Origin of the sequence: Winogradskyella pacifica (assembly GCF_013403915.1) — a bacterium.
Taxonomy (GTDB): domain Bacteria; phylum Bacteroidota; class Bacteroidia; order Flavobacteriales; family Flavobacteriaceae; genus Winogradskyella; species Winogradskyella pacifica.
The window spans coordinates 183,393-200,130 of record NZ_JABFDI010000006.1; the positions used below are offsets into that span (position 1 = coordinate 183,393).

Sequence of the window (16,738 nt, forward strand, 5' to 3'; positions counted from 1 at the left end):
TAGCATAAATTATAAAACATCACTTTAACGGTTTCTTGATTAAGAATCGTTAAAGTGAATATTTTTATTGTAAAATAACTTAAAAATTTTTTTTCAAGGCATTGAATTGAAAAATAAAGATTTTTTTTAGAAATTAGGACTAAGATCGTATTCTTTATAAAAATCGTTAAGTATTTCAATTACTTCATCTCCAGAATCCACAAGGTGAATAAGATCTAAATCTTTAGCGCTAATGTTTCCGGCATCTAATAAGGTCGTTTTTACCCACTCCATTAAACCGCCCCAAAAATCTTTTCCAACTAAGATGATAGGAAATGATTCTATTTTGTGCGTTTGAATTAATGTTATCGCTTCAAAAAGTTCATCTAAAGTTCCAAAACCTCCAGGCATTACAACAAAACCTTGCGAGTATTTTACAAACATTACTTTTCTAACAAAGAAATAATCAAAGTCTAAGCTCTTGTCTGAATCTATATAAGGATTGTCGTGCTGCTCAAATGGCAATTCGATATTTAGACCTACAGACGTTCCACCTGCGATATGCGCGCCTTTATTTCCCGCTTCCATAATACCTGGTCCACCGCCTGTAATAACGCCATAGCCTTGGTCTACAATTTTAGCAGCAACTTCTTCTGCTAGTTTATAATATTTATGGTCTGGTTTAGTTCTTGCTGATCCAAAAATAGAAACACAAGGACCTATTTTACTCAGTTTTTCATATCCGTTGACAAATTCTCCCATGATTTTGAAAATCGCCCATGAGTCATTTGTTTTTATTTCATTCCATCGTTTGCTGTTGCTTTCTGTTCGCATAATATCAATATAATTTATTATAACAATATAAAAGCCATATATTAATATGGCTTTGTCTAATTTTTAAGACTTTCAAAGTTAAGTTAAATAGATTGAAATAGATATTTAAACTCAAAAAAAATAAGCGTACCTAAATATTGAGATACGCTTATGAATTTATTTTATTTAGAATTTATAATGGTTTCCTACCCGAAATTATATTATATAAGATAACAACCACAGCAATAACTAATAATATATGTATGAGACTGTTACTGCTCATTCCTGGAATAATGTCTAATAATCCAAGCAGCCATACTACTATACAGATAACGGCTACAAGCCAAAGAATACTTTTCATAATGTTAAGGTTTTTGTGTTAGTGAAGTCAAGTTATAAAATATAACAATAGCTTCATTATGGTAAAACCGATTGAGTTAACAATAGTTGTAAAAAAGTTCTTTTTAACTTAAATTTTGTCTGTAGTCTTTAAATGTTTAGAAGGAAATCTTACTTATAGTAGATTGTTGAGTTGCACTTACTGCATTTCCTTTTTCAAAAACTTAGCAGTATAACTCTTTTTATCTTTTATAATTTCTTCAGGTGTACCTTTAGCCACCACATTACCACCGCCTTTTCCGCCTTCGTAACCGATATCTATAATGTAGTCTACGGTTTTTATAACATCGAGGTTGTGTTCAATAATTAAAACGGTATTACCTTTATCTGCTAATTTGTTAAGCACTTTCATTAGCACTCTGATATCTTCAAAATGTAAACCAGTAGTTGGTTCATCGAGTATGTAAAAGGTATTTCCAGTATCGCGTTTGCTTAATTCTGTCGCTAATTTTATACGTTGCGCTTCCCCTCCAGAAAGTGTTGTAGATTGTTGGCCTAGCGTAATGTATCCTAACCCTACATCTTTAATTGTTTTGAGTTTTCTATGGATCTTAGGAATGTTTTCAAAGAAACTAACTGCTTCTTCGATGGTCATATTTAGAACATCACTAATCGATTTTCCTTTATAGCGAATCTCTAATGTTTCTCGATTAAAACGTTTGCCTTGGCAGGTTTCACATTCGACATAAACATCTGGTAAGAAATTCATTTCAATAACACGCAAGCCACCACCTTGGCACGTTTCGCAACGTCCACCCTTGACATTAAAACTAAAACGTCCTGGTTTGTAACCACGAATCATGGCTTCGGGAATCTTAGCAAACAAACTTCTAACTTCATCAAAAGTCTTCGTGTAAGTTGCAGGATTACTTCTTGGTGTTCTTCCGATTGGTGATTGGTTAATGTCAATCACTTTGTCTAAATGCTCTAAACCTTTTATGCTTTTATAGGGCATCGGTTTTTTTACACCATTAAAATAGTAAGCATTAAGAATAGGGTATAAGGTTTCGTTGATTAATGTCGATTTCCCACTTCCGGAAACTCCCGTCACACCAATCATTTTTCCTAGTGGTAACTCAATATCAACATTCTTTAAGTTATTACCAGTACAGCCTTTTAATATCAATTTTTTACCATTGCCTTTTCGTCTGGTTTTTGGGATTTCAATTTCCTTTTCGCCATTGAGGTAAGCTGCGGTTAATGTCTTTTGTTTTAGTAATTCTTTTGGAGTGCCTTCACTAATAATTTCGCCACCATATTTACCCGCAAAAGGACCGATATCAATAACGTGATCGGCACGTTCTATCATATCTTTATCGTGTTCGACCACAATAACGGAGTTTCCAACATCTCTAAGAGAAATTAAAGAATTGATTAGTTTTTCGTTATCGCGTTGGTGTAAACCAATACTTGGTTCATCTAAAATATAAAGTACACCAACCAATTGCGAACCAATTTGCGTGGCTAATCTAATACGTTGTGCTTCGCCTCCAGACAAGGATTTTGAACTTCGATTTAGGCTTAGGTAGGTGAGTCCTACGTCTAATAAAAACTGAACACGACTTCGGATTTCCTTTATGATTTCGGCAGAAATTTGTTGTTGCTTGCTAGATAAACGGTCCATTAAACCATCTAGCCAAACGCCTAACTCTACCACATCCATATTCACCAAATCGGCTATACTTTTGCCATCCACTTTAAAATAGAGAGACTCTTTGCGTAAACGAGAACCTTCGCAAACAGGACATTCTACTTTGTCCATATATTCTTTTGCCCAACGCGTTAACGATGTGGAATCTGAATTGTACTGGCTTTCAATAAAATTAGCAACTCCTTCAAAATCAATTTTGTAATCGCGTGTAACACCTAGTAGCTTACTTTCTACTGTAAATTTATCTTTCCCACCATAAAGAATAATTTGTTTTGCGTCTTCAGGAATGTCTTTCCAAGCATCGTTTAAAGAAAAATCAAAACGTTGTGCTATGGTTTCAAACTGTTTAAATATCCAGCTTTTCTTCTGTGGGCCATGGGGTGCTAAAGCTCCATTTTTTATGGATAACGATTCGTCTGGCACCAATTTCTTTGGGTTTACCACATACAATTCGCCAATACCATTACAATTAGAGCAAGCTCCTTTTGGTGAGTTAAAAGAAAAATTATTAGGCTCTGGGTTGGGATAAGAAATACCAGAAGAAGGACACATAAGGTTACGACTAAAAAAGCGTGGTTCGTTAGTGTCTTGGTCAATAACCATCAATACGTCTTCACCATGATACATGGCTGTATTAATGCTTTCCATTAAGCGCTTTTCATCGTTTTCAGTGCTATCAATCTTTAGTCTATCAATAACAATTTCAATATCGTGGGTTTTGTAACGGTCTAGTTTCATACCTTTTTCGATATCTACAATATCTCCATCGGTTCTAACTTTAACAAAACCTTGTTTCGCAATTTGCTCAAATAATTCGCGATAATGACCTTTACGAGAACGCACCACAGGTGATAAGATGTTAATGCGTTTGCCTTTGTAAGACTCTAAAATAAGGTCTTTAATTTGCTCATCGTTATAGCTTACCATTTGTTCGCCTGTTTCGTAGCTATAAGCATCTGCAGCTCTGGCGTACAACAAGCGTAAAAAGTCATAGATCTCGGTAATTGTGCCAACCGTAGAGCGCGGTGATTTACTCGTTGTTTTTTGCTCTATAGCAATAACAGGAGAAAGGCCATCAATTTTATCGACATCAGGACGTTCTAAATTACCTAAAAACTGACGCGCATACGCTGAAAATGTTTCAATATAGCGACGTTGTCCTTCGGCATAAATAGTATCAAAAGCCAAGGATGATTTTCCGCTTCCTGATAAACCTGTAATTACGACAAGTTTTTCCCGTGGAATGGTAACATCAATGTTTTTAAGGTTGTGAACACGTGCTCCTTTGACTTCAATATAATCGTTGAATTGGCTCATATTTGGATTTGTCCTCTTATTGTTTTTAGCAAAGCTGCAAAGGTACAAATTATAGTTGTTAAAAATAACCGTAGTAATGTCTGTAATAACAATCTAAAATAATGATATGAGCGTAAATTTATTTAATTACAGCACCATAATTATCTAAACGCGACTTAACTTTACGATATATAATATGTAACGCTATGGAAAAATTATTAAGAATTATAGGTGCTGCTTGGGGAGCTAAGAAAATAGGAGGAGGTAAGTGCGGTTGTATAGGTACTATCGTGGTATTTTTTATACTCTATTGGCTGCTTGGGTATGTATTTGAGGTATTTTAGAAGTTGTATATTTTTTTTATTGATAACCTATTTTTTAATAGGTTTTAGAATGGCTTTTTCTATCTTTATTCTTAATTAATTTGAAAGATAAAACCACATGAAAATAATAGGTATTGGCAAAAATTATGTCAACGAAACATCAGAAATTAGTGCTCTAAAAACTGGTGCACAAACTATATTTACGAAACCAGACTCTAGTTTAGTTACCGATAATAAAGATGTTGAATTTCCGAAAATTACAAATCAATTAGCTTACGAAGTAGAGCTGGTGGTTAAAATAGGAAAACGTGGTAAGGATATTGCACTCAATGATGCTGTGTCTTATATTTCAGAATTGGCAATTGGTATTGATTACACAGCCAAAGATGTGTTAGCTGCTAGTAGAGAAAATAAAGGGCCTTGGGCTTTGGCTAAAGGGTTTGATGGTGCCTCGCCGATTTCGGGGTTTAAACCGATTTCAGAATTTTCAGATTTGAATGCTATAAATTTTGATTTAAAAATTAATGGAGAACAAAAACAAGTGGGTATAACGGGTTTAATGATTTATAGCTTTGCTGAAATTATTACTTATATATCGTCTTTTATGACATTAGACGAAGGTGATCTTATTTTTACAGGTACGCCTGCCAGTGGCACGGGCTTGGTTGTTAAAGGTGATCATTTACAGGCTTCAATTGAAGGGGAATTGCTTTTGGATTTTAAGATGATTTAAATCTTTAGCACATTGCTTTTTTTACAACGTAAAGATGATTGTTTTACTTAGTCATTTCGATCTATCTTATTATAAGCGCGAATGACCAAAACAGCCCAAACGACTACGCATATAGATACAAATATCGAAAAAGTAAAAATTATTTCATTTGCCTCCATTGAAGATTTGTTTTATAAAGATTGCGAACGCGAGAATTGTCGGTACCCAGAGTCCAATAAAAATAGCATGACGCTGATCTCCTCTTAAGAATAAATACATGGCTACTATAATAATTAAAACACATAGTGCTATCATAAAGAGGTTTAATGAGCCTATTTTTTTCATAAAGTTTAGTACGGATTAATTAATTGATCTAAATTTAATAAAAAAAACACACATTCAATTCTCTTTAATGTTTCATTAAAGCGTTTTTTATGAAAAGCTAGTTGAATATGTCGAAAGATAAGAAACCAGATCAGGTTGTATATGATGAAGTTACCAGCCGTTATGATGCGTATCTAAAACCGTATGCCACTAATGTTGGTGCACCTGCCATACAAGTTACAGATAATTCGTCTTGGAAAACCAGAAACATCAATAAGGCCAATAAACAAATTAAAGCCAAATATTTAGAACTTAAAGCAGCATACGAAAAAATGATGCAAGAGCTAGAATATAACACATTGGTTTATAATTCGCGTTACACCTTTGAGCCCATCGTTGGTGAGACTTACCACTTGTATCGCGATAAAAAGGAAGAATCATTCTTATCTATTATTGCTCCTTCAGATTGTAATTTTGACCACATAGGTAGTTTTTTACTTAATAGTGAGTTGATTTGGAAACGGATTGAAGACGAAGAATAACGGAATTTTAAAAAACTAATGAAGTTGGACGTTTAACACGCATTTGTATTTTCTTTTTCACTATATTTAATACTAATTAAAAAGTGAAAACTTAAAATATATAGTCATGGCTAAATCACAAGATGCAAAGAAAAATTCAAAAAAAGAGCCAGTTAAATCGGCTAAAGAAAAAAAAGCAGATAAAATCGCTAAAAAGGTAAGTCGTAAGTAACGATTACAGTAAAGTTTAACAAAACCACTTCAATTGAAGTGGTTTTTTATTTTAAAGCCCTTATCTTTAGGATTACAAAAATTAATATGTAAAATCACTTATGGATATAAAATTAGCAGTACTGATTGATGGTGACAACATACCATCAGCTTATGTAAAAGAAATGATGGAAGAAATTGCCAAATACGGCAATCCAACTATAAAGCGTATTTATGGTGATTGGACCAAGCCACATTTATCCAAATGGAAAAATATGCTTTTAGAAAATGCCATAACTCCTATACAGCAATATGGTTATACTACAGGGAAAAATGCTACGGATTCTGCTATGATTATTGATGCTATGGATATTTTGTATTCAGAGAAAGTAGATGGTTTTTGTTTGGTCTCTAGTGATAGTGATTTTACACGGTTAGCAACCCGTTTGCGCGAAGCAGGTATGGCGGTTTATGGTATAGGTGAAAAGAAAACACCAAATCCCTTTATTGTCGCTTGCGATAAGTTTATATATATAGAGATTCTTAAAAATATAAAAGAAGAAAGTCCATTAGAAGACAAAACGAAGTCTACAACATCAAAGAATAATTATGATACTATTACAGCAAAAGAAATAAAGCTGATTGCGACAACTATAGATGATGTAGCAGATGATGATGGCTGGGCATTTTTGGGTGATGTGGGAAGCTTACTATTAAAGAAGCAGCCTAATTTTGATTCTAGAAATTATGGTTTTCAGAAATTAACTCCTTTAATTAATTCAATTTCAGCTTTCGAAATTGAGCGACGCGAGGATTCAAGAGGACGTTCTAAATTAATTTATGTAAGACTCCAAGAAGACAAACCTAAACGAAAAAATAAAAGATAGGCTGAAATGAAAACCGCTTTATGGTAATTTTTAAACGAGATTACATTAAATAAATTTTAGGTGATGCTTATGTTAAAGAGTAATAATTCTAAACATTTATCTTAAAACAAAAAAACTTAGTCTATAATTAGACTAAGTTTTTTTGTGTCTAATAGCTAATAGCTAAAAGCTAGAAGTGATGTTATTTAATTACAACAAGTTCTCCTGATCCTATAGCTTTTGTATAATCAGCTTTAACGTTACTTAAAAAGCCAAAGAATTTAGAACCATCTTGTTTCTTAAGAATTACAGTCGTAGATCCGTTAGCTTCAGTTTCTACTTTGTCTATAACAACAGTCTCATTATTTACGGATTTATAGTTCGTTACGACACCCCGTTTTATTAAAATATTAGCTTTAGGAAAATCAACGTGATTAAATCCTTGTGCAGTTGGTGTTTTTACCGTTAATAAATCCCCAATCTTAGGGTCATTATTCGCAGAAGCTGTTAAGATAAAGCCGAAGCATAAAAGTGTAAAAATTATTTTTTTCATAATTAATTGGGTTTAGATTGTGTTTACTGTAAAAATAATAAGATTAATTCGTACGAAATACAACTTTTAATAATTCTTAACATTTGTAAATTCAATTTAATTTTAAGCTGTTTTTTTTGTTATTTTAGTTTTTTTATTAACTCAAATAGCACATAAAGAACACTATGAAATTACTGGGAATAGGATCTAGAATAAAGCATTCAGAATATGGAAAAGGTGTGGTGACCAACGTCACTTCAAAGCACTATTGGGTCACCTTTATCGACGATGGTTTAGAGACTCTAGATTTAGATTCTGATTTTGAAGTGATTGAAGCCGCAGAGGACGACGTGGACGCTGTAAGTTTTTACGATGTAGAGCGTAGTTTAAAGTCCATCTTAAAAAAATGGTCTGATGTATCTGAAGTTATTACAATTGCAGATAAATGGAAAGGTGGAAAATTGATTATGACACCTGGAGATTCTAATTTAAAGTCTAGTGAAGTACCAATAGATACATTCTTTCATAAAATTACTATGGTACGTGACCGCCTTCGTGTTATGGAACAAAAGATAAATTCGAGTAATCTCGAGGAGCAAGAGAAGATAGATCTTCAACAGTATATTACGAGAAGCTATGGAAGTTTAACAAGTTTTAATGTGCTATTTAAGTTGAAGAGTCAACAGTTTGTTGGGCAACGGTCTAAATAGTTTTTGGTTAATAGTGAAAAGTTAGGAGTGAATAGTTAAAAGAGATAGTTTCTTTAATAACTTAATTGAAACCTTATTACAACACATTAAATAATTTCATTTGGTAATGCAACAGTATTACATCTTTAAGCCTTTAATATCTGTAATCTCAATACCCAAAATCAAAAGTTTATGAAAGGTTGGTAGCTGGGCTCCACTTTCCGTAGTCGTCCAATTTTCCCAAGTAGCTTCTAAACCTTTAATGGGTAAAATATCGACCCACATTTGGAAACTTTTTGGTTTTCCTTCATCATCAAAATGCCACAAATAAGAATCGCCTGGTGTTGTACCGCCAGACTTATAAGTTACCAAAAGGGCTTCTTTGTGGTCTTCTGTGATCACAATACGACGCTCAGTGCCTTCGTCCAAAACTTTATACGGCGCAACTAACCAAAACGAATCGTTATTAAAATAGTTTTCGGCTTTTGTAATATACTCTTGTTTTTCTATGCCATTATACTCTTGTTCTAAAACAAACACTTTTGAGTTGTTGCGATTTTCTAAATCTAAAATCACTGTAAAATCTTTCCAATAGACTTCGCAGGTATTGTCCGATTTATACCATTTATATTTTTGTCTGCCTTTAAAAGTCCATTCTATATAATCCGTGTTTAAATATGCCGATTCATCTAATGATTTAAGCATTTTATTAGCTAACTGCTCAGCTTTAGGACCTTGTTGACCTGTTGGTAATTCTTCGTTATATTTAAAATATATAAACCCAAAGAGTAGTAGAGTTGGTAAGGTGAAGAATACAATCACTCCTCCTATAATTTTTAATGCTTTTTTTAGTTTAGATGCTTTTGCCATAATACGTAACTAGTCCTATAAAATTTAATAAAGCTAAAAACAGCTTTAGCTATTTACTTTTAAGGTTGCTAAATTAGTGGTTATTTTAAATTAAATTGCTTTTCAATCTCAATTCGTTTCAAAATACTGAACGCTCTAAGATCTTCAAAAAACAACGTAAAATCGGCCTCAAAAGCATCATAATGTTCTCTGAGTTCTTTAGTTGCTTCATTCATTTTAGATAGTCCTTTGGTTCTGTGATTCATTCCGTTTAATACAATCTGAATACCTTCAACGGTAGCATAGCTCAGTAGCCAATTACCTTCAATCATAATCGGAGTCAAACTTTGAAATCGCGGCGGTAAAATAGCAATATGATGCGATAAACTTTTATAGAAGTCGGCAATATATACATCTAGTGGAATATCGGAATAGGTCGTCCAGTTTTTAGCTAAAAAGTGATCGAAAAATATATCTACAATAACTCCGCTGTAATGACTATACCCTTTATGCAAGCGTTTGGTACATTGTCTAAAAAGAGGATGTGCATCTGTAAACGTATCAATGTTGCGATGTAATTGAATACCAATTTGTATTTCTTTAGGGTATAATTTGTATTTATTACCTCTTACTCCATCTCCAACAAAGTTTCCGATAGTAATGAGTTCGTTACCTCCTGAAAGGTAAATATGAGCGAGAAAATTCATATTTCGAAATTACAAATTCATAATCACAAAATAGTTAAAAACAGTATATCTATTTATATTTGTTGAAAATAGAAATATACATGACTTTAATAAAATCAATATCAGGAATTAGAGGTACTATTGGAGGACCAGTAGATGATAACTTAACACCAATTGATGCGGTTAAATTTGCAGCAGCTTATGGGACTTGGTTAAAGCAACAGCGCCAAAAAGACAATTATATCGTTGTCGTTGGACGTGATGCTCGTATCTCTGGAGAAATGATTCAGAATTTAGTGATGAATACTTTAGTCGGACTTGGAATTCACGTTATTGATTTAGGTTTGTCTACCACACCAACGGTTGAAATTGCTGTACCATTAGAGCATGCTGATGGTGGTATAATTTTAACAGCAAGTCATAATCCGAAAGAATGGAATGCTTTAAAACTTTTAAACGCCAAAGGTGAATTTTTGAATGGAGCAGAAGGACAGAAAATATTAGAGATTGCAGAGTCTAATACGATGAATTTTGCTGAGGTAGATGACTTAGGGAAAATAACAGTTAATGATGCCTATATCGATATTCACATCGATGAAGTTTTAGACTTAGAATTAGTCAATGTACAAGCGATAAAAGACGCAAATTTTAAAGTGGTTGTTGATGGTGTAAATTCTACAGGAGGTATCGCTATTCCATTATTATTAGAACGTTTAGGTGTTGAGCCTGTAAAATTATATTGTGATCCAACAGGTCATTTTCCTCATAATCCAGAGCCCTTGAAAGAACACTTAGGTGACTTAGCAAAAGCAGTTGTAAAAGAACATGCGGATTTCGGAATCGTTGTAGATCCAGATGTAGATCGTTTAGCTTTTATGGATGAAACAGGAGAAATGTTTGGAGAAGAATATACATTGGTCGCTTGTGCAGATTACGTATTGAGTAAGACACCAGGGAACACCGTAAGTAATATGAGTTCTACACGTGCGTTACGCGACGTTACTGAAAAACATGGCGGAACTTATGAAGCTAGTGCTGTAGGTGAAGTCAACGTTGTAACTTTAATGAAAAAGAATAATGTAGTTATTGGTGGTGAAGGAAATGGAGGAATTATTTATCCAGATTCTCATTACGGACGTGACGCCTTAGTTGGTGTGGCTTTATTTTTAAGTTTATTGGCTGAGAAAAAAATGAAAGTCAGTGAACTTAGAGCGTCTTACCCAAATTACTTTATGAGCAAGAAGAAAATTCAATTAACTCCAGGATTGGATGTTGATGGTATTTTAAGCACTATGGAATCTAATTATAGTCATGAAAAATTAACCACTATAGATGGTGTGAAAATTGATTTTTCGGATAGTTGGGTGCATTTACGTAAGAGTAATACGGAACCAATAATTAGAATTTATACAGAAGCTCCTTCGCAAGAAGCAGCAGATACGTTAGCAGATCGTTTTATTGCTGAAATAAAAGCTATTGCTAATATTTAATATCTTTAAATGAAATTAAGTACTTATAAATTGAAAAATTGTAGGGGTATTTTAATTGAATAATTGTATAAATATAAATGTCACATTGAGCGCAGTTGAAATGCTTTAATGGTGACTGTTTTAAGGTTTTCGACTGCGCTCAAACTGACATTTCATTACCTTTTTAATGATGCATATATAATAATATTTGGCCATGATTTTAGAAACAAATACAACCGAAACCACTGAATTAGAAACCTATTTTAATCAGTTTAGACAACATATTATTGGTCAAAACCAACGGTTTGAATCTCCTTATGGAGAACAGAAAATTATCTATACCGATTGGACGGCTTCTGGTCGGTTATACAGACCGATTGAAGAAAAATTAATGAATGATTTTGGTCCTTTTGTTGCAAATACCCATACGGAAACTACAGTTTCTGGTACAGCTATGACGAAAGCCTATCATAAAGCGAGGCATATTATTAAAGATCACGTTAATGCCAATGATGATGATATTTTAATCTGTTCAGGTAATGGTATGACCGGTGTTATCAATAAGTTTCAACGTATATTAGGATTAAAGATTCCTGAAAATATAAAAGACTATACAAACATTCCAGAAGAAATGAAACCAGTGGTTTTTATTTCACATATGGAGCATCATTCCAATCAAACAACTTGGTTAGAAACGATAGCAAAGGTTGAGGTTGTACCACCAAATGAAGACGGTTTATTTTGCCTTAAGAATTTAGAAACCTTATTACATCAATATAAAGATTGTACCATTAAAATTGCGTCAGTAGTCGGTGGTTCTAATGTTACGGGAATTCAAATTCCGCATCATGATGTGGCCAAACTAATGCACCAGCACGGTGGAGTATGCTTTGTAGATTTTGCATGCTCGGCACCTTATGTAGGTATTGATATGCATCCTACTGATGAAGATGCGCAATTAGATGCTATTTTCTTTTCACCTCACAAGTTTTTAGGTGGACCAGGAACTTCAGGTATATTGGTTTTTAATAAGAAATTATATAAAAACATGGTACCCGATTGTCCGGGGGGAGGAACTGTTAGCTGGACGAATCCTTGGGGCGAACACAAATACATAGATAACATTGAAGACAGAGAAGATGGTGGGACGCCAGGATTTCTTCAAGTTATAAAAACGGCACTGTCCATTCGTTTAAAAGAACAAATGGGAGTGGATAAGATGTTGCAACGCGAGCATGAGTTGGTTGAAATTATTTTTGATAAACTTGGGGACGTATCGAATCTTAACATTCTTGCAGGCCAACACCAAGATAGGCTAGGAGTCATTTCATTCTATATTGACGATTTGCATTTTAATTTAGCGGTTAAAATATTGAATGATAAATACGGTATTCAAACCCGTGGAGGTTGTAGTTGTGCAGGCACTTATGGCCATTTCTTACTACATGTAGATCAGCAAATGTCTAACGAATTAACTAATGAAATTTCCATTGGGGATTTAGTTCGTAAGCCAGGTTGGATTCGTATGTCTATTCATCCAACAACCACGAATGCAGAGATTAAATATGTTTGTGATAGTATTACCGATTTAGCTAAGAATCATGACGCATGGGCTAAGGATTATGAATACTCAAGATGTAATAATGAGTTTGTGCATAAAACCTTAGTTGATACCCCTTGTGATGCTATAAATGTAGATGCTTGGTTTGATATGAATTAATTGAGTTCTAGACTTAAACATCAATTTCCACACGAGTTATACTATTTTTTATAGAAATTCAGCTGGCACTTTATCTCTATGTTTCCAACGTTTATGCGTCCATAGATAATATTGTGGCGCTTCTAAGATTTGTTTTTCTACCATTTTAAAAAACAAGTCTGTGATTTCATAATCTTTGTATTCTTTTGGGTTTTCGGTAATGGTTGTGAATGTGGTTTCATAATAACCACGTTTAATTCGTTTCACACTGAAAAATACCACCGCCATATCTAATTTTTTAGCTAGCATTTCAGCACCTGTATACATGGGTACTTTTATGCCCATAAATTCATTCCAATGAAAAGCTTTATGTGCTTTTGGGGATTGGTCAGAAACAAATCCGTTAATGGTGAGTTCATCTTTTTTCTTGCTTTTAAGAAGGACACCATAAGTTTCTTTAGTGGTGATTAAATGCGAATTATATTTGGCTCTGATCCGTTTAACGAGTTTGTCAAAATACTTGTTTTTTAGGCGCTTATAAACGGCATAGCCTTTGTATTCAATATGTCGTTGTAAAATAAAAATCCATTCCCAACTGCCATAGTGGGCACACATTAAAATAATATTTCGTTGTTTTTTTTCTAAATCATTAATGAGTTCTACGTTCGTAAACTTGAAGCGTTTGTTCATTTGAGCCTCCGAAATTGTTAGGGATTTAATCGCTTCAACCATCATATCACAAAAATGATGATAGAATTTTCCTGTTATTTCAGAAATTTCTTTTTCAGACTTATCAGGAAAAACCAATCTTAAATTTTCTTTTACAGTGGTTTTTCTATAGCCAAATATGCGATACATAAAAATATAAATCACATCAGAGAATCCATAAAGTAATCTAAAAGGTAAAATTGAAATTAACCAAAGAATAGGGTAGATTAAAATATAAGCAATAAGTTGCATTAATGTATATTAGCGTTGAAGTACAAATATATATTATATTTGATTTATAGGATTAGAGTTTATGGACAATTTGGGTATAAGTATAGTTACCATCGTGATTATTGCAGCTAACGTTATTATGTCTTTTAAAGGATTTGATGACCGCATTTTTTTTGAAAAATATAAATTCAATGTTGGGAGTATTAAACGTGGAGAACAGATAAGAATGTTGAGTTCTGGGTTTTTACATGCAGATATAACCCATCTACTGTTTAATATGTTTACACTTTATTTTTTCGCAGATGCTGTAGTTATGATACTTGGCTCTTTTAAATTTATAGTGATTTATTTTGCGAGTTTAATTTTTGGAAATTTACTCTCATTATATTTTCATAAAGATGAGTATTGGTATAGTGCCATTGGTGCGAGTGGTGCGGTAACCGGTGTTTTATACGCAGCTATACTTTTACGACCAGATATGAACTTATATATGTATTTTATACCCATTCCGATTCCTGGTTATGTGTTTGGTATTGGCTATTTATTATATTCTATTTATGGCATGAAAAATAAAATAGGCAATATTGGGCATGATGCACACTTTGGTGGAGCAGTTGGTGGCTATGTTGTAACTTTAATAATGATGCCAAGTTTATTTACAAGTAATCTAGGCTATGTTGGCTTATTGGCCGTGCCTATAATTATTCTGTTTGTGCTTTATAAAACAGGAAAGTTGAAATAAGACTTTTCATTCACTAACAAGATCAAAGATCAATAAAGGATAAAAAGGTGTGACATAAGTCATGTTTTGACATAAAAACTAAAGTCATCTTTGTAGCTTATTCAATTTTTAAACAAAATTAGAAGATGGCTTTAACAAAATCACTCCACAGTTTTCATATACCCGTAATGGGTTTAGCGTATACTATTGATAGTCCTATTCGAGTGGCTCAATATGGTATTTCGTCCGTAGTTTCTATTATAGACGACGAGCTCATCGAAAAGATGAATTCATTTTACAGCAAAAAATTCAACGTACCATACCAAGAAATCACAAAGAAAGTACAAGATTATCGCGCAGAGCGGATTACCTCGTATTTAAATTTGACTGATACAATTGTAAAAGAAAAATTCGTAAATTTTAAAACAGAATTATCTGAAAGCAAAGCAGCTTTAGAACACTTCATCACCACCTTACCTAATACATCTGATTTTAAAGATGGACTTTCCAATTTACTACAAGAAGGAGTTGCATTTAAGGACAAGGCTAGAAGTTATCTTGAAACACATCTAAAAGTGGGAACTATTGATGTTAACATCATGACCAAAGTAGATAAAGATAATTTTATTAAAGGGGAACAATTACCAACACAATTCAATGATGCACATGCATCGCTACGTGGTTTTGCGAATAGTAATTTAAGTTCATCTGTAGTCCTTTCTGCAGGAATGAATCCGAGGTTATACAGTTACTTTGAAAGCTTTAAGGACTTCTTTCCAGATGTGAATGGGCATTTAAAAAAGAAAATTATATTAAAAGTTAGTGATTATCGCTCAGCAATTATTCAAGGGAAATTTTTGGCTAAAAAAGGCCTTTGGGTTTCCGAATATAGAATAGAATCCGGATTAAACTGTGGTGGTCATGCTTTTGCTACCGAAGGTTTTTTATTGGGGCCGATTTTAGAAGAGTTTAAAACGAAGAAAATAGAATTAATACAAGACACGCACGCGGTTTATGTAAAAGGTTTAAATCAAAAGGAAATCGATGCTCCTGAGCAACCTTTAGAATTAAAAATCACGGTTCAAGGTGGTGTGGGTACCGCAGAGGAGCATCATTTTTTACTTGAAAATTATCAGGTCGATTCGGTAGGTTGGGGAACACCATTTTTATTAGTGCCCGAAGCCACATCTGTAGATCAAGAAACCAGAGACTTATTGCGTAGCGCTAAAGAAAAAGATTTGTATTTAAGCGGTATTTCTCCTTTAGGTGTGCCTTTTAATACTATAAAAGGAACGACCAATGAGTTTCATAAACAAAAACGTATTGCTAATAATAAGGCAGGAAGTTCTTGCCCAAAGAAATTTTTGGCTTTAAATAAAGCGTTTGGTCCAGAAGGGGTTTGTACCGCGTCTAAAAAATATCAAGATGTTAAGCTACAGGAACTAGAAGCTAAAAAAGCGGACGTGTCTCCTGCCATTTATGAGAATGCTAAAGCAAAAATAACTGAAAAAGCGTGCCTTTGTGTTGGTTTGGCAAATGCTTCTTATTTAGAAAACGATATTAATATTAAAGGGCAGGAGCAAGGAGTTGTTATTTGTCCAGGACCAAATATGGCTTATTTTGATAAAGAAGTATCGCTATCTCAGATGATGCAACACATTAATGGAAATGCCTCTGTACTTTCTAATGTAGGTCGTCCAAATATGTTTATGAAGGAATTGAAAATGTATGTGGATTATTTAAAGACTGATATTGACACCATTTCTGAAGACCTAACGGCTAAACAGATTAAAAAATGGACGGCATTTAAAAGCAATCTGTTTGATGGTATTGCTTATTATGAAGACTTGTTTGTAAGTGTTCTATCTTCAAAATATACGACTATTCAAAATGAACTTCAATTTTATAAAAATGAATTGACGCATATTTCTATACCTCAGTTAGAAACGGTTTAAGAGTCTAAAATAGAATGCTGCTAAAAATAAAAGAGGCTGTCTAAAAAGGCAGTCTCTTTTTTTATATTTTATATTTTCAAAGAAGCATTGATTTTCGTATCTTAA

16 protein-coding genes are annotated in these 16,738 nt (G+C 33.4%); 8 read left to right on the forward strand and 8 right to left on the reverse strand.

Annotated features, from left to right (window positions below; all coding sequences use genetic code 11):
* Nucleotides 1-126: 126 nt before the first annotated feature.
* The 3 genes from HM984_RS07660 to uvrA form a co-directional block, all read right to left on the reverse strand.
* Entirely contained in the window at nt 127-813 is a 687-nt protein-coding gene (locus HM984_RS07660) for an LOG family protein (protein WP_179348728.1), read from the reverse strand.
* Nucleotides 814-985: 172 nt separating this feature from the next.
* Nucleotides 986-1,153 (reverse strand): lmo0937 family membrane protein, encoded by a 168-nt coding sequence (locus tag HM984_RS07665; protein ID WP_115808440.1) that lies wholly within the window; start codon nt 1,151-1,153, stop codon nt 986-988.
* Nucleotides 1,154-1,330: 177 nt separating this feature from the next.
* Nucleotides 1,331-4,159, reverse strand: coding sequence for an excinuclease ABC subunit UvrA (uvrA, locus tag HM984_RS07670; RefSeq protein ID WP_179348729.1), 2,829 nt, complete (start codon nt 4,157-4,159; stop codon nt 1,331-1,333).
* A gap of 420 nt (nt 4,160-4,579) precedes the next feature.
* Here uvrA and HM984_RS07675 point away from each other — a divergent pair, with 420 nt between their 5' ends.
* Nucleotides 4,580-5,194, forward strand: a complete 615-nt coding sequence (locus tag HM984_RS07675) for a fumarylacetoacetate hydrolase family protein (RefSeq protein ID WP_179348730.1) — start codon at nt 4,580-4,582, stop codon at nt 5,192-5,194.
* A 144-nt stretch (nt 5,195-5,338) separates the two neighbouring features.
* Here HM984_RS07675 and HM984_RS07680 read toward each other — a convergent pair whose 3' ends face one another.
* Entirely contained in the window at nt 5,339-5,518 is a 180-nt protein-coding gene (locus tag HM984_RS07680) for a hypothetical protein (RefSeq protein WP_179348731.1), read from the reverse strand.
* A 107-nt stretch (nt 5,519-5,625) separates the two neighbouring features.
* Between HM984_RS07680 and HM984_RS07685 the strand changes: the two genes are divergently transcribed.
* Nucleotides 5,626-6,039: a DUF2452 domain-containing protein gene (locus HM984_RS07685; RefSeq protein WP_115808444.1), complete on the forward strand. Its 414-nt coding sequence runs from the start codon at nt 5,626-5,628 to the stop codon at nt 6,037-6,039.
* 311 nt (nt 6,040-6,350) lie between these two features.
* On the forward strand, nt 6,351-7,115 hold the full coding sequence (locus tag HM984_RS07690) for an NYN domain-containing protein (RefSeq protein WP_115808445.1): 765 nt from the start codon (nt 6,351-6,353) through the stop codon (nt 7,113-7,115).
* Nucleotides 7,116-7,296: 181 nt separating this feature from the next.
* Here HM984_RS07690 and HM984_RS07695 read toward each other — a convergent pair whose 3' ends face one another.
* A complete protein-coding gene (locus HM984_RS07695) occupies nt 7,297-7,647 on the reverse strand; it encodes a hypothetical protein (RefSeq protein ID WP_179348732.1) in 351 nt (116 codons plus the stop codon).
* A gap of 164 nt (nt 7,648-7,811) precedes the next feature.
* Between HM984_RS07695 and HM984_RS07700 the strand changes: the two genes are divergently transcribed.
* Entirely contained in the window at nt 7,812-8,336 is a 525-nt protein-coding gene (locus tag HM984_RS07700; RefSeq protein ID WP_179348733.1) for a DUF8685 domain-containing protein, read from the forward strand.
* A gap of 117 nt (nt 8,337-8,453) precedes the next feature.
* On the opposite strand, the gene HM984_RS07705 is transcribed toward HM984_RS07700, so the two are convergent.
* Complete coding sequence (locus HM984_RS07705; RefSeq protein ID WP_179348734.1) at nt 8,454-9,185, reverse strand: hypothetical protein; 732 nt, start codon at nt 9,183-9,185, stop codon at nt 8,454-8,456.
* A gap of 80 nt (nt 9,186-9,265) precedes the next feature.
* Nucleotides 9,266-9,871 (reverse strand): acyl carrier protein phosphodiesterase, encoded by a 606-nt coding sequence (locus tag HM984_RS07710; RefSeq protein WP_179348735.1) that lies wholly within the window; start codon nt 9,869-9,871, stop codon nt 9,266-9,268.
* 80 nt (nt 9,872-9,951) lie between these two features.
* On the opposite strand from HM984_RS07710, the gene glmM reads away from it, so the two are divergent.
* Nucleotides 9,952-11,340 carry a phosphoglucosamine mutase gene (gene glmM / locus HM984_RS07715; RefSeq protein WP_115808450.1) on the forward strand — a complete coding sequence of 463 codons (1,389 nt, stop codon included), beginning with the start codon at nt 9,952-9,954 and terminating at the stop codon, nt 11,338-11,340.
* A gap of 193 nt (nt 11,341-11,533) precedes the next feature.
* Nucleotides 11,534-13,039, forward strand: coding sequence for an aminotransferase class V-fold PLP-dependent enzyme (locus HM984_RS07720; protein WP_179348736.1), 1,506 nt, complete (start codon nt 11,534-11,536; stop codon nt 13,037-13,039).
* 48 nt (nt 13,040-13,087) lie between these two features.
* Here the strand turns inward: HM984_RS07720 and HM984_RS07725 are convergent, their stop codons facing one another.
* Entirely contained in the window at nt 13,088-13,978 is an 891-nt protein-coding gene (locus HM984_RS07725; RefSeq protein ID WP_179348737.1) for a lysophospholipid acyltransferase family protein, read from the reverse strand.
* Nucleotides 13,979-14,039: 61 nt separating this feature from the next.
* Between HM984_RS07725 and HM984_RS07730 the strand changes: the two genes are divergently transcribed.
* Together HM984_RS07730 and HM984_RS07735 are read left to right on the forward strand one after the other, a co-directional pair.
* Nucleotides 14,040-14,699 carry a rhomboid family intramembrane serine protease gene (locus tag HM984_RS07730; RefSeq protein WP_115808452.1) on the forward strand — a complete coding sequence of 220 codons (660 nt, stop codon included), beginning with the start codon at nt 14,040-14,042 and terminating at the stop codon, nt 14,697-14,699.
* 125 nt (nt 14,700-14,824) lie between these two features.
* Nucleotides 14,825-16,633 carry a hypothetical protein gene (locus HM984_RS07735; protein WP_179348738.1) on the forward strand — a complete coding sequence of 603 codons (1,809 nt, stop codon included), beginning with the start codon at nt 14,825-14,827 and terminating at the stop codon, nt 16,631-16,633.
* Nucleotides 16,634-16,738: the final 105 nt, after the last annotated feature.

What these genes read in the sequence shown, in the direction of transcription:
- HM984_RS07660 (WP_179348728.1), bottom strand. Translation starts at nt 813, where the DNA reads ATGCGAACAGAAAGCAACAGCAAACGATGGAATGAAATAAAAACAAAT.
- HM984_RS07665 (WP_115808440.1), bottom strand. Translation starts at nt 1,153, where the DNA reads ATGAAAAGTATTCTTTGGCTTGTAGCCGTTATCTGTATAGTAGTATGG.
- uvrA (WP_179348729.1), bottom strand. Translation starts at nt 4,159, where the DNA reads ATGAGCCAATTCAACGATTATATTGAAGTCAAAGGAGCACGTGTTCAC.
- HM984_RS07675 (WP_179348730.1), top strand. Translation starts at nt 4,580, where the DNA reads ATGAAAATAATAGGTATTGGCAAAAATTATGTCAACGAAACATCAGAA.
- HM984_RS07680 (WP_179348731.1), bottom strand. Translation starts at nt 5,518, where the DNA reads ATGAAAAAAATAGGCTCATTAAACCTCTTTATGATAGCACTATGTGTT.
- HM984_RS07685 (WP_115808444.1), top strand. Translation starts at nt 5,626, where the DNA reads ATGTCGAAAGATAAGAAACCAGATCAGGTTGTATATGATGAAGTTACC.
- HM984_RS07690 (WP_115808445.1), top strand. Translation starts at nt 6,351, where the DNA reads ATGGATATAAAATTAGCAGTACTGATTGATGGTGACAACATACCATCA.
- HM984_RS07695 (WP_179348732.1), bottom strand. Translation starts at nt 7,647, where the DNA reads ATGAAAAAAATAATTTTTACACTTTTATGCTTCGGCTTTATCTTAACA.
- HM984_RS07700 (WP_179348733.1), top strand. Translation starts at nt 7,812, where the DNA reads ATGAAATTACTGGGAATAGGATCTAGAATAAAGCATTCAGAATATGGA.
- HM984_RS07705 (WP_179348734.1), bottom strand. Translation starts at nt 9,185, where the DNA reads ATGGCAAAAGCATCTAAACTAAAAAAAGCATTAAAAATTATAGGAGGA.
- HM984_RS07710 (WP_179348735.1), bottom strand. Translation starts at nt 9,871, where the DNA reads ATGAATTTTCTCGCTCATATTTACCTTTCAGGAGGTAACGAACTCATT.
- glmM (WP_115808450.1), top strand. Translation starts at nt 9,952, where the DNA reads ATGACTTTAATAAAATCAATATCAGGAATTAGAGGTACTATTGGAGGA.
- HM984_RS07720 (WP_179348736.1), top strand. Translation starts at nt 11,534, where the DNA reads ATGATTTTAGAAACAAATACAACCGAAACCACTGAATTAGAAACCTAT.
- HM984_RS07725 (WP_179348737.1), bottom strand. Translation starts at nt 13,978, where the DNA reads ATGCAACTTATTGCTTATATTTTAATCTACCCTATTCTTTGGTTAATT.
- HM984_RS07730 (WP_115808452.1), top strand. Translation starts at nt 14,040, where the DNA reads ATGGACAATTTGGGTATAAGTATAGTTACCATCGTGATTATTGCAGCT.
- HM984_RS07735 (WP_179348738.1), top strand. Translation starts at nt 14,825, where the DNA reads ATGGCTTTAACAAAATCACTCCACAGTTTTCATATACCCGTAATGGGT.